13 protein-coding genes are annotated in these 17122 nt (G+C 40.9%); 6 read left to right on the top strand and 7 right to left on the bottom strand.

What is annotated here, in order from left to right; translation table 11 throughout:
- Positions 1-4: 4 nt before the first annotated feature.
- The 5 genes from EGN73_RS15410 to EGN73_RS15390 form a co-directional block, all read right to left on the bottom strand.
- A complete protein-coding gene (locus tag EGN73_RS15410) occupies positions 5-1057 on the bottom strand; it encodes a sensor histidine kinase (protein WP_219291769.1) in 1053 nt (350 codons plus the stop codon).
- Between the two features lie 93 nt (positions 1058-1150).
- Positions 1151-3997 (bottom strand): excinuclease ABC subunit UvrA, encoded by a 2847-nt coding sequence (uvrA, locus tag EGN73_RS15405; RefSeq protein WP_246611606.1) that lies wholly within the window; start codon positions 3995-3997, stop codon positions 1151-1153.
- Between the two features lie 97 nt (positions 3998-4094).
- Positions 4095-5885, bottom strand: a complete 1791-nt coding sequence (locus EGN73_RS15400; protein ID WP_219291766.1) for an AsmA family protein — start codon at positions 5883-5885, stop codon at positions 4095-4097.
- A 60-nt stretch (positions 5886-5945) separates the two neighbouring features.
- On the bottom strand, positions 5946-6899 hold the full coding sequence (locus EGN73_RS15395; RefSeq protein ID WP_219291763.1) for a lytic transglycosylase domain-containing protein: 954 nt from the start codon (positions 6897-6899) through the stop codon (positions 5946-5948).
- Positions 6899-7633, bottom strand: coding sequence for an LOG family protein (locus EGN73_RS15390; protein ID WP_219291760.1), 735 nt, complete (start codon positions 7631-7633; stop codon positions 6899-6901). The genes EGN73_RS15395 and EGN73_RS15390 overlap by 1 nt, the downstream gene beginning before the upstream one ends.
- A 193-nt stretch (positions 7634-7826) precedes the next feature.
- Here EGN73_RS15390 and EGN73_RS15385 point away from each other — a divergent pair, with 193 nt between their 5' ends.
- The 4 genes from EGN73_RS15385 to EGN73_RS15370 are packed head-to-tail and all read left to right on the top strand — an operon-like array spanning position 7827 to position 9966.
- Entirely contained in the window at positions 7827-8438 is a 612-nt protein-coding gene (locus EGN73_RS15385) for a YkgJ family cysteine cluster protein (RefSeq protein ID WP_219291757.1), read from the top strand.
- A 55-nt stretch (positions 8439-8493) separates the two neighbouring features.
- Positions 8494-8844 (top strand): phage holin family protein, encoded by a 351-nt coding sequence (locus EGN73_RS15380; RefSeq protein ID WP_219291754.1) that lies wholly within the window; start codon positions 8494-8496, stop codon positions 8842-8844.
- The gene (locus EGN73_RS15375) at positions 8841-9209 is read left to right on the top strand and encodes a hypothetical protein (RefSeq protein WP_219291752.1); all 369 of its coding nucleotides are present in this window, start codon (positions 8841-8843) and stop codon (positions 9207-9209) included. Before EGN73_RS15380 ends, EGN73_RS15375 begins: the two co-directional genes overlap by 4 nt.
- Positions 9202-9966: a phosphoglycerol geranylgeranyltransferase gene (locus EGN73_RS15370; RefSeq protein WP_219291749.1), complete on the top strand. Its 765-nt coding sequence runs from the start codon at positions 9202-9204 to the stop codon at positions 9964-9966. The genes EGN73_RS15375 and EGN73_RS15370 overlap by 8 nt, the downstream gene beginning before the upstream one ends.
- A gap of 447 nt (positions 9967-10413) precedes the next feature.
- Here the strand turns inward: EGN73_RS15370 and pheS are convergent, their stop codons facing one another.
- Positions 10414-11442, bottom strand: coding sequence for a phenylalanine--tRNA ligase subunit alpha (gene pheS / locus EGN73_RS15365; RefSeq protein ID WP_219291746.1), 1029 nt, complete (start codon positions 11440-11442; stop codon positions 10414-10416).
- Between the two features lie 126 nt (positions 11443-11568).
- On the opposite strand from pheS, the gene EGN73_RS15360 reads away from it, so the two are divergent.
- A complete protein-coding gene (locus tag EGN73_RS15360; RefSeq protein WP_219291743.1) occupies positions 11569-12135 on the top strand; it encodes a fasciclin domain-containing protein in 567 nt (188 codons plus the stop codon).
- A 514-nt stretch (positions 12136-12649) separates the two neighbouring features.
- On the opposite strand, the gene EGN73_RS15355 is transcribed toward EGN73_RS15360, so the two are convergent.
- A complete protein-coding gene (locus EGN73_RS15355; protein WP_219291740.1) occupies positions 12650-13363 on the bottom strand; it encodes a lysoplasmalogenase in 714 nt (237 codons plus the stop codon).
- Positions 13364-13722: 359 nt separating this feature from the next.
- On the opposite strand from EGN73_RS15355, the gene EGN73_RS15350 reads away from it, so the two are divergent.
- On the top strand, positions 13723-17019 hold the full coding sequence (locus EGN73_RS15350) for a TonB-dependent receptor (protein WP_219291737.1): 3297 nt from the start codon (positions 13723-13725) through the stop codon (positions 17017-17019).
- Positions 17020-17122: the final 103 nt, after the last annotated feature.

The following is a 17122-nucleotide window of genomic DNA, read 5'->3' as shown; positions in this document are numbered from 1 at the left end:
AATTTTAACCCAATGTAAGGTTTTGTTTTGGAATTTTTATTTCAGTTATGACAAAATCGTTCCCGGAATTGAATATTTTGAAGGAAGATCTATTGCCATATATCAATTTGAGGCGTTGGATGGTATTACTTATCCCATGTCCTTCACCTTCTTTTTTCTTGATTAATGCATTGGTTTTCAGCTGTCCGCTGTTCTTTACCTGTATGATCAGACCATCACCTAAGCCTTCGTAACATTTGACCTGGATCAATCCTCCTTTTACCCTGTTGGAGATTCCGTGTTTGATTGCATTTTCTACAATAGTCTGCAACATCATGGGAGGGACCTTGTAGTCGTAGGCTGTCGGATCAATTTCGTACCGGATTTCCAGCCGCTCTTCAAAACGTATAGATTCCAGATTGAGATAGTCTTTTACGGTATTGAATTCATTTTCAAAATCGATTGTCCTTTTCTTATCCATCATAAGAGAAAATCTCAGGATATTGGACAATTGAGTAATGGCAGATTTGGCCTTGGTAGGATCTTCATCTACCAATGCCCTTACGCTGTTCAGCGCATTGAAGATAAAGTGGGGGTTCAATTGGCTCTTAAGGTGATTGAGCTGGATTTCATTGATTTTTGCCTGGTACTTCAAAGACTGATTGTAATTGTCCAAAAAATGAAACAGGAAATACATCATGGTCCACAAAGTGTAAAAGATGAAGCTCACAAATATATTGCCCGCAATCACCACAGGCCTGAAATCCTCGTCTGGATTCAATGTGCCAAAAATCCAATTGAGGATAATCTGGGCGATGGTATTGGCTAGGGATAAAGCCAAAACGGCTATGAATGCATAAAACAATAATCTTCCAAAAGTCAGATTGAACCAACCATACTTCTTGATAATATTCCGCAAAATATGGGTAGAAAACAGATAAAATGCAGAGAGTGAAAAAAATGCACCTACCTGTATAGGAGTGATTCCCCTGTCCAAAGAGACAAAGAAAAGATTGATCAAGGCCAGAAATGACCAACCTAAAACCTGTAAACTCCAATATAAGCGGATCCTGTTCATCTTATGACATCAAATATAGTCAAGCCAAACATCCGCACACTATAAATTTTACAGCAGGGAGTCTTATCCGCAATGGAGGGTTATATACCGTGGTCAACTCAATTCTTCTTTGAGGAATCTTGCGGTATGGCTTTTGGGATGTGTCGCCACCTTCTCAGGACTACCTTCAGTTACAATCTGACCGCCCAATGCTCCACCTTCAGGCCCAAGGTCAATGATATGATCAGATACTTTGATGATATCCATGTTATGCTCAATTATCAATACAGTATTTCCCTTGTCTACCAATTTATTAAGCACTTGCAGTAGATGTTCTATATCCTGAAAATGAAGTCCCGTGGTAGGTTCATCTAAGATATAGAAAGTTTTACCTGTATCTTTTTTGGATAGTTCTGTAGCCAATTTTACCCGCTGGGCCTCACCTCCGGAAAGTGTGGTGGCGTGTTGTCCCAAAGTGATATAGCCCAATCCTACATCATTGAGGGTTTTGATTTTTCTGAGGATTTTTGGCTGGTTTTCAAAAAATTCAACCGCCTGCTCCACTGTCATGTCCAATACGTCGGAAATGGATTTGCCTTTAAACCTTACCTCCAGGGTTTCCCTGTTGTACCGCTTGCCTTTACAGGTCTCGCATGGAATATGCACATCAGGAAGGAAATCCATTTCTATAAGCTTCATTCCAGCTCCTTCACAGTCTTCGCATCTTCCACCTTTCACATTGAAACTGAACCTTCCCGGCTTGTAGCCTCTAATCTTGGCTTCTGGGAGTTCGGTAAACAATGCCCTGATGTCTGTAAATACACCGGTATAGGTGGCAGGATTGGACCGGGGAGTTCGGCCTATCGGGGACTGATCCACTTCAATGACCTTGTCAAGATGCTGAAGTCCATCAATACCTTTGTAGGGAAGAGGTTCCTTTTTTGATTTGTAAAAATGCTGGTTGAGCAAAGGGTATAAGGTCTCATGGATCAGTGAGCTTTTGCCTGATCCCGATACCCCCGTCACGCAGATCATCTGGCCCAAAGGTAGTTTTAAATTTACATTTTTGAGATTATTGCCACTTGCTCCTTTGAGGATAAGACTTTCCCCGCTTCCTTTTCTCCTTTTTTCAGGTACAGGTATGTTGACAGTTCCCTTGAGGTATTTTGCGGTGAGGCTGTCCTTATCCAAAATTTCCTTGGGTGTTCCCGCAGCCACTATCTGCCCTCCATGTCTACCCGCTCCCGGACCAATGTCTATGACAAAATCAGCTGCCAACATCATGTCTTTGTCATGCTCTACGACGATTACTGTATTCCCCAGGTCTCTAAGATCCTGCAAAGCTTTGATCAACTTGACATTGTCTCTTTGATGCAGTCCAATACTAGGTTCATCCAGAATATACAGCACCCCTACCAATTGGGTACCTATCTGCGTAGCCAAGCGGATTCGCTGGGCCTCACCCCCGGAAAGGGTTCTCAGAGGCCTGTTCAGGGAAAGGTAATCTAGTCCTATATCCAATAAGAAGCCGATTCTTTTTCTGATTTCCTTAAGGACTTCTTTGGCTATGGTATTCTGACGCTCATCCAGTCTTTCTTCCAGGTTTTCGAACCATTGCCCCAGTGAGGTGATGTCCATTTCAGCCAACTGACCGATGTGCTTGTCATCAATCTTGAAATGCAGGGCTTCTTTTTTCAACCTGAACCCATCGCAATCAGGGCATGTCTTGGTAATGGTAAATTCACTTATCCAGTCTTGGATTTTTTCTGTTCCTCCTTCTTGTTGTTTCTGTAGAAAATTGACTATGCCTTCAAACGTGGTGTGCCATTTGGTTCCCGGATATTTGACAGAATCCACCGCCACTTCTACTTTGTCACCATAGAGTAGGATGTCGACCACTTCATCTGGTAATTTGGCTATTGGTGTGGAAATACTGCATTTGTAATGTTTGAGGATAGCTTCTATTTTTTTGAATATCCACACATCCCTGTATTCTCCCAATGGAGCGATACCTCCCCTGGTGATGCTGAGACTTGGGTCGGGAATGATGCTTTCCTTGGTAATCTCATCTGTGACCCCAAGTCCATTACAGGTCGGGCAGGCACCATAGGGGCTATTGAATGAAAAGGTATTTGGCGCAGGTTCATCATAGGAAAGTCCTGTGGTAGGATCCATGAGGTATTTTGAAAAATGATGAATATTCCCTTCCTCATCTCTCAGCATAATGATTCCTTTACCATGTTGAAGCGCGGTCTTTAAGGATTGGCTGATACGAAAGCGGTCACTCTCATCCGCTACTATCCTGTCCACAACAATTTCTATATCATGAATTTTGTACCGGTCCACCTGCATTTTGGGTTGCACCTCCATGACTACTCCATCCACCCTGACCTTGGAAAAGCCCATCTTTCTGATCTGTTCAAAAAGTTCTCTGTAATGTCCTTTTCTTCCCTTCACGACAGGAGCTAGGATGTACAGTTTCTTATCACGGAAGTTTTCAAAAAGCTGCTCAATAATTTGGTCTTCGGTCTGTCTTACCATTTTATGACCACTGAGATAGGAGTAGGCGACACCGGCTCTAGCAAAAAGCAACCTCATGAAATCATAGATTTCTGTGACAGTACCTACTGTGGATCTTGGATTTTTCGAGGTAGTTTTTTGCTCTATGGATATTACCGGTGAAAGTCCATTGATCTTATCCACGTCCGGTCTTTCCATTCCTCCCAAAAAAGAACGGGCATAAGCAGAAAAGCTTTCCATATACCTTCTCTGCCCTTCTGCATAGATAGTGTCAAAGGCAAGTGAACTTTTACCACTCCCACTCAATCCGGTAAGGACAATGAGCTTGTTGCGAGGTATGGCTAGGTCAATGTTTTTGAGGTTGTGTTCCCTTGCTCCGAAGATTTCAATCAACTCTTCCTTTTTCTCTATTAACAGGTCTGACATGGAGGATGTATGCATGGATTTAAGCTCGCAAAAATACGGATTAAAGATGGGGAATCCGAAGTGATTCCAAACATAAAACCTAATTCATGGTCCAAGGGTTTAATTATTGGTTTTATTCTTTTTCTGCTCGCCTGGCTTGTCTTCTTTCTTTCCGGCTGGGCTTATCCTCCTTGTCCTTGTTGCCAAAGGAGATATTGAGGATTCCTCCAGACTTTTCTTCACCTGCCCTTTCCGCTTTGGCCTTTTCTCTCATATCGGAGATTTCTTCTCCCGTGAGGGTAGACCGTAGACCGGAAAATAATAACTGCCACCAATAATGGAACATTGACTTGTGCTGTACCCGCATAAAGTAAACATCTCCTTTTTTAAGATTCCCTCTTTTGTCAGGATTGTTGGATTTGATGACGAGTTTATTGGCTATAAATGCGCCTAGTTTTCTCAGAAGGTTGTTGTCACTTTCAAAATCACTGTTCAGAATTTCAATCTCAAGATCTTCATATCTAAAAATCAATTCCCCACTGCCCTCATAATCGTTGGCAGCTATATTGAAATCGAGTCTGGTGACTTTGCCCGATTTCAGACCAATTTTGGCTTCCGGTTCTACCATGGTATTGACTTTGGTGATGTCAAAGTCATGAAGGGTGCCACTAAGCCTGAAGTCGTGCAAGTCCTTTTCCATGTAGTAGGTAATTTTGGTCTCCAGCAAGCCTTCTCCCATAAGTTTGCCATCTGCATTGATCAGAATTTCTTTTTTTTCTTCCAACCGTTCGGAAATGTTGCTGATGTTGGTAGCATGGGCATTGACCTCGGAGAAGAAAATGTGACCTGCTTTTGGGGCGTCATTGTCAGGTCTCTCTTCGATTTTGATATAGGCATTGTCCAGAAAAAGATGGTTGACGTGGACTTTTTGTTCCAACTCCTCCAGTACTTGATTGATCATTTTAGGCCTTCGGCTTTTGTCTTCAGGCTTCCTTTTGTCTTTGAAGGTTTCCAGGTACATGTCCTTGGCGATGATGGTATCTACCTCAAGGATACTTGTTCTGAAATATTCATGGAAATTGACCCCGTGGAGTTTCATGCTTGTTTTGTCTATTTCCAACCATGATTGGTCATAGTCAAACTGAGCAGTATATTCATATCGGCCCTCTTTGTTCAATAAACCAATGTAGCCAAAAAGCATTTCTCCGGTTTGTGTGTCCAATTCTATATCTTCTACTCTGGTATATTGCCTGAATTTGTCGAAGTGAAACTCCGCGGTCTCAATCGTCCCGTGAACTGACTCTACATCAAAAAGGGCCTTTTTGTCACGGATGTCTTCTTTGGTAAGTATGAAGTTTTTGGCTTGAAGGTCCATATCTACCATGGACATCCGAAGAGAATCATTAGAGCTGTCCATCAGTTTGACGGTCATGTCCTTGATTTCAAAATGAGCGACTTTTATGGCGTCATACTGTCCGTTGGGTTCGGAGTCGGTGTTTTCTTCACCATTGTTACCATTGATCAGAGAATCTATGGGAGGAGTGGAAGAAATAACATTGATGTTATCAACAAAGGCAGAATCTACAGAAATGGTATTCTGAAACAGGAACGTGATCCAACTGAATCCGGTAATGTTGAGCGCATCTATGTGGAGGTTTACTTTGACATGGTCCTCATCTTCGAGATTAGGTGGTGTAACTTCAATGTCTTTTAAGCGGAGAAAAGTGCCATTGTAATTGTAATCCAGGACAATGTCTCCAAAATGAACTTCATGACTTCCAAATGTATCTGTTCTGGTAATCATGTTGCTCACAATGCGGTTGGCATTTTGATTGAGATAAAGTGTGATTAAAAAAGGCACGGCCCTGAGGACAAAAGCCAAAATGGCCAAAAATATCAACGAGCCCCACAAAATTTTTTTCATAAACTTAAATTAAGAGGCTATAAGTTAAGGAAATTGGCCGAAACTTTTAGAGGATATAAATTAATTCACCGCCGGAAGTTTGATGACATACTCTTTTCCACGTCTGACCGGAAGCTTGGTCGACCTGAGCCAAGGATTATGAAGCTTGAGCTCTTTATAGTTGCTGTTATGTTGTATGGCCCATTGAGCAAGGTTTGGAATGTCACTGTCTACGATCAGCTCCCTGTAAACCGGAGTTTGATATAGCTGGCTCTCTTTCAGGTCAAACCCGTATTTCAGTGGGTTTTCAAAGATTTCTTTAAAAGCAAGAATCCTGAAAACATATCTACTGGTTTCGTCTACCAAGAGTAGGTCATAATAGTTGGCCTGTCTCTGTTCCTGAAGTCTTTTCCCAAATCCGGTAATGCCCATGTTATAGCTTGCAGCTACGGCCGTCCAATTGCCGAATTTTGCAAAAGAAGATTTCAGGTATTTACAGGTAGCTAGGGTGGATTTTTCCAGATGATATCGTTCATCCACTTCATCGCTCACTTCCAGATTGTGCTCTTTGGCAGTGGCAGGCATAAACTGCCAAAATCCTCTTGCCCCGGCAGGACTGACCACATTCATTAATCCTGATTCTGCCATTGCCAGGTATTTGAAATCATCGTGTACTCCTTGCTCCCTAAGAATTTTCTCAATGGTAGGTAAGTAGCGGTTTGCCCTTTTCATCAGAAGAATCATGTTGGACTGCCAATAGGCATTTACATAAATTTCCCTTTCGAAACGCTCCATAACATCTGGAATGTCCAGAGGAACAGATTCTCCTGCAAAAGTGATTTCCTCAGGAAGATCAAAAGTACGGACTTTGGGTTCGGGAATGGCAAAGGTGATAAGCTCTCCACTGCTGGACTCTACTGTGATTTCCTCGGCATGAAGGGTATTTTCCTGGTTTTCTGAAGACTTGAAAAACAAAAGGACAAACAAAACCCCGATCAGAGTATAAAGGATATATAAGTGGATTTTTTGACGCATTAGTAATTAGGGGTAAGCAAGTATTTGCTGTAGAATTCATCGATAACCTTGACCGCTTCCGTAGCGTCATCTACAACTATAAACAAGTCTAAATCTTCAGCATTGATGTAATTGTATTGTTCGAGCAGCGTGGTTTTGATCCAGTCTATTAGCCCAGACCAATACGCTTTGCCAACGAGCACAATAGGGAAACGTCCGATTTTGATAGTTTGTATAAGCGTCATGGCTTCAAATAGCTCATCCAAAGTCCCGAAGCCTCCAGGCAATACCACAAATCCCTGGGAATATTTGGTAAACATGACTTTTCTAACGAAAAAATAATCAAACATGATCATCTTGTCAGGGTCTATATAGATATTTCCTTTTGCTTCAAAAGGTAATTTAATGCAAAGCCCCACAGATCGACCGTTTTCTGATGCGGCACCTTTATTAGCTGCTTCCATGATTCCAGGGCCGCCACCGGTGATGACGCCGTATCCATGTCGTACCAGTTTTGCCGATAGTTCTTCGGCTACCTTGTAGTGTGGATGGTCGGCTGGTGTCCTGGCGGAACCGAATACCGAAACGCAAGGACCTATTTTTGAGAGCTTCTCAAAACCCTCTACAAATTCGGATATCACCTTAAAAATCACCCAGGAGTCTGTACTTTTTATTTCGTTCCAATCTCTTTCTTTGAAGGCTTTTCTTATTTTTTCTTCTCTTTTTTCGTCAAAATTGTCAAATCTGCTGCTCATGTCTTTTCCTTTTACTGAATTGTCAAAGGCTTAAAAATTTACTTTAAGCGGTTAAAGATAGGACTAATCCAAAGGATAGAAAAAAGCACCCTAAATAAATGAGCGATAAACCAAAAAATTTTCATCCCGTTGACAATAGGTATTGTGTAGATGGGAAACTCTAGCTACTTTCGCGGGCTTTTAATCTGAATATATGAATTTACGGGAGAAGTCTCAGGAAGTCAGGGTCTTGTTTGATGAGCTTGACGGTGAAATTAAGTCCTTTATCGGGGCAAGTCAGCTGGGCTGCATCCCAGGCTGCGGGAAGTGCTGCGCCAATCCCAAAATCAGTGCCTCTCCATTGGAGTTTTTACCGTTGGCATTTGACCTGTATGAAAAAGGTAAAGCTGAGGTAGCTTTGGAAATCCTGGAGAACACCGGCGCGGAAGATTTCTGTATTGTGTATAAAAGCTTTTCTGAAGATGGTGCTTTCGGTTTTTGTTCGGATTATCAAAACAGGGGACTTATATGCAGGTTGTTTGGTTCATCTGCCAGGGTCAGCAAAGAAGGGAAAAAGGAAATCATTACATGCAAAAAGATCAAAGCTGAAAAGGAAGAATTGTATAGGAAGGCAGCTACTTCGGTAAATGAAGGCTTGCCTGTTCCTTCCAGTGCAGGTACTTACAGGAAGCTGAGCAATATTGACAGCAATATGGCTGAAGACCATATGCCCATCAATAAAGCCATCAAGGCTGCTTTGGAGAAAGTACTTACCTTTACGTACTACACCGAAAATCAAGAGCCAGAAACCTCCGAAAGTTTTTGATGCCAGCTTTTTGCTGTATATTGGAAGCTAATTAATCAACCAACGAAAGTTTTTTATGATCAATGTTTCTGAAATTGTACAGACCATTAAACAACTCATAGAAGTGAGGATAGAGCTGATCAAAGACGAGGTCAGTGACAGGGTGTCGGCCATTATTACCAAGATTGTGGTTTTGGTCGCCATGGTGATCGCCTCTTTACTGATGCTCTTATTTGCCAGTATTTCCTTGGCTTTTTACTTGAGTGAACAGCTTTATTCGACTTACAAAGGGTTTCTATATGTGGCATTTATATACCTCCTTTTGTTTTTGCTACTGCTCTTCCTTAAAGATGCAAAAGGACTCCTCATTTCCATAAAGCAGTTTGTAATAGGGTTTATTTTTGGCAGAAAAAGTAAAAAGCAATGAGTAAGGATTTGAAGAAAAAAGCTGAGGAGCTCGAGCAGACTTTAAGCATGCAACTCAACCTTGCCAAACAGGAATCTGAGGATTGGGTCAAAGTAGGTGCTGGAGTATTGGTGGGAGGAGTAGTTGCTTTTTCCATAATCAGGATGCTATCGGGCAAGAAAAATAAAAAGACTAAGGAAGTCCTCAGGGTCTTGGAAAGAGAAGGACTGCTGGATGAAGAAACGGAAAGAAAGCTTACGCAAAAACAAAGATCCGGTTTCCTCGGAAGAGTTGGTGCACTTTTACTTCCTGTGTTGATCAATTATGGCAAGCAGCAGTTTTTGAAACAGATGACCCAAAAGGACATCGAAAAAGGGGATGAGTAAGTCCATTGGGGATAAATTTGAAAGCCTTTACCTAAGCGGTAAAAAAGGTCTTGCCTGGCTGGTTGACCCGGATGATGTGGATGGCTACACCTCTTTTTCCCAAAATATACAAAAAGCCATAAAGGCGAAAATTGACTTTTTCTTTTTGGGCGGAAGTCTTTTGCAGAGAAACAATATTTCAGAAACCATACAGCTTATCAAAAAGCAATGCGCAGAGATCCCTGTCATTCTTTTTCCTGGAAGTGCTATGCAGTTTTCAGATGAAGCAGATGGTATGTTGTTTCTTTCCCTTATTTCAGGACGTAACCCCGATCTATTGATCGGACAGCATGTGAGTATTGCGCTGGAATTGGCCAAAAGCAGTGTGGAAATTCTCCCGACCGGATACATGCTGATCGATGGAGGAGAAAAAACTGCCGTGCACTATATCAGCCAAACCATACCTTTGCCCAATCACCATCCTGAGCTTTCTGTGGCTACTGCGCTGGCCGGTAAATTTTTGGGATTGAAGTACTTTTATCTTGATGCAGGTAGCGGTGCACCTGATCCTGTTTCTCCTGAAATCATTAGAGCGGTGAAAAATGCAATCAAGGCTCCTTTGATTGTGGGAGGAGGGCTGAACTCTTTGGAAAAAATCAAACTAGCCTATCAGTCAGGGGCTGATCTGGTGGTATTAGGCAATGCAGTAGTACAAAATATGGAGCTTTTAGAGGAAGTTTCCTCATTTTTAGAAACCATACATGTTAGAGTCAATTAACAACTCTTCGCTGTAAAGGCCCTTTGGCAAAATAAAGGTGGGGTTGGAGTTTTAAACATTTTTATAAGCAGTCCGAAGGCACAGCTCACGGACAACAAGGTGCAGTGAAGCAGGTGATGCTTTTAGAATATCAGAAATGGTGAGGACTTCACCTTGTCAACCCGAGAATTTAAAATTTTGCATTTACAGAAAGCTTATGACTATTGAATTAAACCCCGCAGGGGTTAAACTATGAATAGCCCCGGGTAGCAACCCGGGGAATTAATGAAATAAAGTTGAAACCCAACCCTAAAGGGGTTGAACTAAATCAGAAATAGACTTTTGTCAATGGTAGGAGGGGTCTTTTTATTACAAGCAAACACGGATTTTTCACTTCGTTCAAAATGACAAGGATAAGTCTATTTGGTATCTCTGTGTTTTTGTGGCAATTTTAATATTACTCGGTTGTCAAACCATAGATCTAAATTGCTTCAGAAACCGTACGTCGTTTTCAGTGAAGAGCCTTAAATCCTTGATTTGGTATTTGAGCATGGCAATACGTTCTATACCCATGCCAAAGGCAAATCCGGTATACCTTTTAGAATCTATGCCACAATTTTCCAATACATTGGGATCAACCATTCCTGAACCGCCGATTTCTACCCAGCCTGTGCCTTTGCAGACATTACAGCCTTTGCCGCCACATAGCTGGCAGGAAATATCTATCTCGGCACTGGGTTCTGTAAATGGGAAAAAAGAAGGCCTGAACCTCACTTTGGTTTCTTTGCCGAACATCTCTTTGGCGAAATGATAAAGTGTATTTTTCAAATCGGCAAAGCCTACATTTTCATCCACATAAAGTCCTTCTACCTGATGGAAAATACAATGGGCTCTGGCCGAAATGGCCTCATTTCTAAATACCCTTCCTGGGGAAAGTGTTCGGATTGGAGGTTTTTGGTTTTCCATCACCCGTACCTGCACTGATGAAGTATGTGTTCTGAGAGCTATATCAGGATTTTTTTCGAGAAAAAATGTGTCCTGCATTTCTCTTGCCGGGTGGTTTTCCGGGAAATTCAGGGCAGTAAAATTGTGCCAGTCATCTTCTATCTCAGGGCCTTCAGACAGGTTGAATCCAATTCTTTCAAAAATCTCAATGATCCTCTGCCTCGTGGCAGTCAATGGATGCACCCCCCCAACATGGATATTGGATGGAGGAAGCGTAAGGTCCAGATCTGTGGATTTGCTTTTGGAAGCAGATGAATTCACTTTTTCGATCAGTTCCTGAAATTTCTCTTCAGCCAGCTGTTTGACCTCATTGACTAATTGTCCGTAGGCACGCTTCTGCTCATTGGGAATGTCCCTCATTGCAGCGAAGAGTTCTCCTACTACAGATTTTTTGCTGATATAATTGATTCTGTAAGCCTCAAGCTCTTCCGGATTGCCGGCATCTGCCTTGGCAATTTCTCTCTTGATGGCTTCAATTCTTTCCTGATGCATATTTTTGTTTTTAATCAGAGGCACAAATCTAAAACAATATGGCGTAAATACATTTTTTTCATTCCCCAAATCCAAATGAATGGCAGCTTGCGTAAATCCTTCCAAATCATTTAAACCAATTTTATTATGAAAACCATGAGATTATTTCAAGCCGCTATTCTGACCATGTTTGTGCTGAATGCTTTTTCAGCTTTCGCCCAAAAAGAAAAAACAGTAGAAGTAGGTGGCGCACCTATGTATCCTTCCAAAAACATTGTGGAAAATGCAGTGAATTCTAAAGACCACACTACTTTGGTAGCAGCCGTGCAGGCTGCGGGTTTGGTGGAGACCTTACAGTCTGCAGGCCCATTCACCGTATTTGCACCTACCAACGGAGCATTTGAAAAGCTCCCTGCAGGAACTGTTGAGACTTTGGTAAAGCCAGAAAACAAAAACACATTGACCAATATTTTGACTTACCACGTCGTGTCAGGCAAAATGGGTTCTAAAGAAATCGCAGAAGCCATCAAAAAAGGAGATGGAAAAGCCAAATTCAAAACGGTGAGTGGTGGTGAACTGACCGCTTGGATGAAAGGCAAAGACCTTTACATTTCTGATGAGAATGGTAATCAGTCCAAAGTAACGATCGCTGATGTATTCCAGTCAAATGGTGTAATCCACGTAGTAGATACGGTGGTTTTGCCTAAGAGCTAAAAAAAGCATAATCTGCTAAAGCAAATGAAGGCCTGCTGAATCATTTTTCAGCAGGCTTTTTTGATTTTGGACTACTGAATATCAACCTGACTTTGTAAAACTGCTCAATGATGGTTTTGTCTGGTTTCCTACCATTGACAGATATGGAGGGATCGTCATTCTGAGATTTTAAAATTTTGCATTTACAGAAAGAAAATGACTATTGAGTAAAACCCCGAAGGGGTTAAACTATGAATAGCCCTGGGTAGCAACCCAGGGAATACATGAAATAGAGTTGAGGCCCAACCCTAAAGGGGTTGAACTAAATCATAAATAGACTTATGTCAATGGTAACGTAGTGAAGAATCTCCTACTTTTAAATAGAGGAGATCCTTCATCTCCGCAAGCTCCGATTCAGGATGACGTACACCAACTGTCATTCCCTTTCTATAAATGCCTGTTTTTCTACTTAACAAGCCAGAAACCGGTCCATTACAATCTATTTGACTGATTTGGTACAAGAACTTATCTGCTTTTAAGGATTGTTTTTCGGAGATACCACTTTATACTCTTGGCCATGAGCCATAATTCCTCTGACGATCAAAAGTTGTGCGAGGATATAGGTCCCCATCACCATAACGCCTGCTTCCGGAAAAGGCTGAAAGAATTTGTTCAAAGCAAGGATGCCATCTGATACCATAAACAAAAAACCGCCGATAAATACCTGCCAAAAACTAACAGGATTGGTATTTCCAAACCTCTCTCTGGCAACAGTGACCATCAGTACGATGACAATGAGGTAGATGATTACAGGGATTTTGAGTGTGCCCAAGCCTGGCTGTATAAGGAAATAGGCAATGGCTGCAATGATATATATGGGAAGATTGTAGAAAAAAAGCCTTATGAAATTGACCTGTCCAATAGAAAATGGATTTTTTTGTGCGATTTTGAAAGCAAAAATGTAGCAAAGATGGGCAAGCAGAAATGCACCCAAACCGTAAAGAAAGAAATTTGGGAAAAGAAGGAACACATCGCCTATCCAAGAACAGATCAAAGCAGCACCTATTGTTTTCCGGAGCAAAGTACCTTTGATAGCGATGGTGGACGCAATAAAATAAGCATATAAAGAAAGGATGATCAGGGGTTTGGAGAAATATCTAAATTCAGATTGTCCGTTGGCTGTAAATAAAATATCAAGTATGCTGACCAAGAGAAAAAGATATAGCCAAATCAAATTTCTTTTTTTCATTTTAGTATTGGGGTTTGTTGCCCAATATAGGGAGAATATACCCTAAAATTCTGCTTTTTTACACGAAGATACCGCTTAACATTGGGTTAAAGATTTCTTAACACAAAAATAGGGTTAAAAAATAAAATTGAATTTTTTTTTAATTTCACAGCAATTAAAACGATTGAAATATATAATTGAGGCGGTTTTTGGAATTTCATTCGTAAACCAATGTTAAGGAATTGTTAAGTAATGCTGTGAATAAATGTTAAAACTTAACAATTACTAAAATAAAAACTTGGATAAGACCTCTACATTTGTACTCGGAAAACAAACTTAATTCTAAACTATATTTCAATTTTCCACAAAAAACAAAAATTATGAGGCAATCATTACTAAAGAGTCTTTTTGCGGTGTTGATGCTGGTCTTTTCGGCCGGGTCAGCCTATTCGCAAGGGGTTACGACTGCAAGTATGCAGGGGATTGTGACGGATGATTCCGGTGAGACACTTCCTGGAGCAAACATCGTGGCGGTACACACGCCGTCAGGAACTAGATACGGAGCGGTTTCCAACGTGGACGGACGTTTCGTTCTACCGAATGTAAGGGTTGGTGGTCCTTACACTGTTACCATAACCTTTGTTGGTTTTGAAGACAGGGTATTGGAAAACATCAATCTTTCACTTGGTCAAAACTATAATATTAATGCTGTTTTATCGGATGGAATGGAACTAGAAGCTGTAGAAGTTGTCACAACAAGAGGTGGAATCCTTGATGCTGACAGAACTGGTGCAGCTTTGAACCTAGGAAGCGATAAAATCAATGCGCTACCAACAATTAACAGAAGTGTAAATGATTTTACTAGATTGACTCCTCAGTCAAATGGTAATTCTTTTGCAGGTACTTCTTCAAGGTTCAATAACTTTACGATTGATGGTAACATCTATAACAACAACTTTGGATTAGGCTCTGGTCAGTTTGCCGGTGGTAACCCAGTTTCTCTTGATGCTATCGAAGAAATTCAGGTCAACCTTGCTCCTTATGATGTAAGACAAGGTGGATTTACTGGTGCTGGTGTAAACGCTATCACCAAATCTGGAGACAACACTTTCAGGGGGTCTGCATACTATTTCTTGAGAAATGACCAAATGCAAGGCACCAAAATTGGTGATACGTTCCTGCCTCAGAATGATGCAAGAAATGAAATTATGGGATTCAGATTAGGAGGTCCGATCATCAAAGACAAATTGTTCTTTTTTATCAATTATGAAGAAGAGACAGAGTTGAGTCCTTCACTGTTGAGAAGAGCACGTAGACCAGGTGAAACTCCTGATGGACAATTTATTTCCAGAGTTCCAATCGAGCAGGCTAATTTTGTAAGGGATCAATTACAAAGTATTTATGGTTATGATGTTGGAGCACCTGATTCTTATTCATTTGGTTCAGAACAAACCAGGTTGAACATCAGATTGGACTATAATATTAACCAAAACAATAAACTTACTGTAAGGTATAACTCTTTCACTGCCTTTACTGATGTACCTACTAACGTAAGATCAACAAGAAACATGAGTGTGATTGGTAACTCTAGCCGTATTGGTGTTGAAGCTATCAACTTTAGAAATGCTAATTACACCAATGATAGAACGGTTAATTCTTGGGTTGCTGAATTGAACTCAAGAATTGGTACAAATATGTCTAATCAGTTGAACGTTGGTTACACGTCAATTGCTGATCCTAGAAGAGGTATCCCAGGTGGACAAGCTTTTCCTTTCATAGAAGTTCTTGAGCCAGATGATGCTGGTAACCTTTTGTACTACATGTCAATGGGTAATGAACTTTTCTCTGTAGGTAACTTACTTGAAAATAGCATTTTCAACGTCACAAATAACTTCTCTTTGTACAAAGGAAGACATACGTATACTTTTGGAGGTAACTTTGAATTCATGACTTTCGATAATGCCTTTAACCCGGTATTCAATGGCCATTACAGATTTATTGGTTATGACAGGTTTGTAGATGCTGTTATAAACAGAAACTCCAATGTATTTCCTGATGCATTTGCAAAATCCTTTGCCCTGGATGGTTCTAATACACCACCTACTGATGCCACGAGATTTGGTCAGCTTGGATTCTATGTTCAGGATGAATATCAGATCAATCCAAGATTGAAAGTGACAGGTGGTCTAAGAGTTGATCTTCCTTTCTATCCAATCGAAATCCCAAGAAACGAATTGCTAGATGCAAGAAATGTGACCTTTACCCTACCTAACGGTGAGTCTCTAGTACCAGACGTTTCTGTTTTCCCTAAAGTAAATCCACTATTCTCTCCGAGAGTTGGTTTCAACTGGGATGTCAACGGTGACAGATCTACAGTACTTAGAGGTGGTACAGGGGTATTCTCTGGTAGAATTCCATTCGTTTGGTTGTCAAACCAAGTTAACGGATCAGGTGTGGTGAGAGGTCTTCAAGGATTTGAAGGACAGGAAGTTATAGACGCAGGTATTACATTTAACCCAGACGTGACTGCTTACAATCCTGAAAATCCAGGACAAACACTTTCTCAGGAACTTAATCTTACTGACAGAAACTTTAGGCTACCTCAAGTTTGGAGAACCAGCTTAGGTGTTGACAAGCAACTGCCATTTGGAATTATCGGTGCATTTGACTTTATCTATTCAAGAGATGTATCTGCACCAGTTGCTCAAAATATTGTTGTAAGGGAACCAGATGCTACTTGGAATGGACCTGATCAAAGACCTTACTGGACACAACAGCCTGGGCTGTTCGGGCCATCAGGTGATCCATTCTTCAGACAAGTATTCTATTTAACAAACTCTCAAGTGCTTCCTGATTATGTATCAGCTACTGTTTCCTTATCAAAAGTATTTGAGAACGGGCTTGATGTAATGGCGGCGTATACCTTGTCAAGAGCAAGAGATATTGATGCGACAGGTGGGTCTCAGGCACAATCTTTATGGCCACAAACTGTTGTATCTGATAGAAATAATCCTGAATTGAGTTTTGCTAATTTTGACCAGCCTCATAGATTAATCTCTGCTTTGACCTACAACACCAACAACACTACTATTTCATTGTTCTATGAAGGTGGTAATGCGGGAAGATGGTCTTACACAATGGCAAACTCTCAAGGCTTAAATAACCCTGGAAATATTGGAGATGCTCAAAACAGACTTATTTATGTGCCTAACAATGCTTCTGAATTGAACTGGCAAGAGTTCTCAGTCGGTGGTGTAACCTATACTGCTGCTGATCAGGCTGCTTTGTTTGACGCTTATATTGACCAAGATCCAGTATTGAGAAACTTTAGAGGTAGTGTTATCGACAGAAATGCAGGTGTAAGACCTTGGGTTCATACATTTGACCTTAGTATCGCTCAAAGGTTGAACATTACCAATGATCAGAAAAACAGACTTGAGTTGAGATTTGATATCTTGAACTTTGGTAACATGTTGAATTCTGAGTGGGGTGTACCTCAATTCAATTGGCAAACAACCCCGCTTTCTTACAGAGGAGTAAATGCTAACGGTGAGCCAGTTTATAGAATTACCACAAATCCTGGTACGAATGATATCATTAGTGAGACCTTCAGACTTTCCAATAGCATTAACAATGTTTGGAGAATGCAGGTTGGTGTAAGATATACATTCAACTAATCTTTGTAAATCATACTCAATTAAAAAACGCCGGTGAATGCCGGCGTTTTTTTTATGTAGATTTTGTATAAAACTTAACCGTAAAAAAATACTTTTTCAAAGC

This window comes from Arthrospiribacter ruber, assembly GCF_019343195.1.
Classification (GTDB): domain Bacteria; phylum Bacteroidota; class Bacteroidia; order Cytophagales; family Cyclobacteriaceae; genus Arthrospiribacter; species Arthrospiribacter ruber.
The sequence above is the reverse complement of the archived record's forward strand: the minus strand, read 5'-3'. Positions and strand labels throughout refer to the sequence as shown.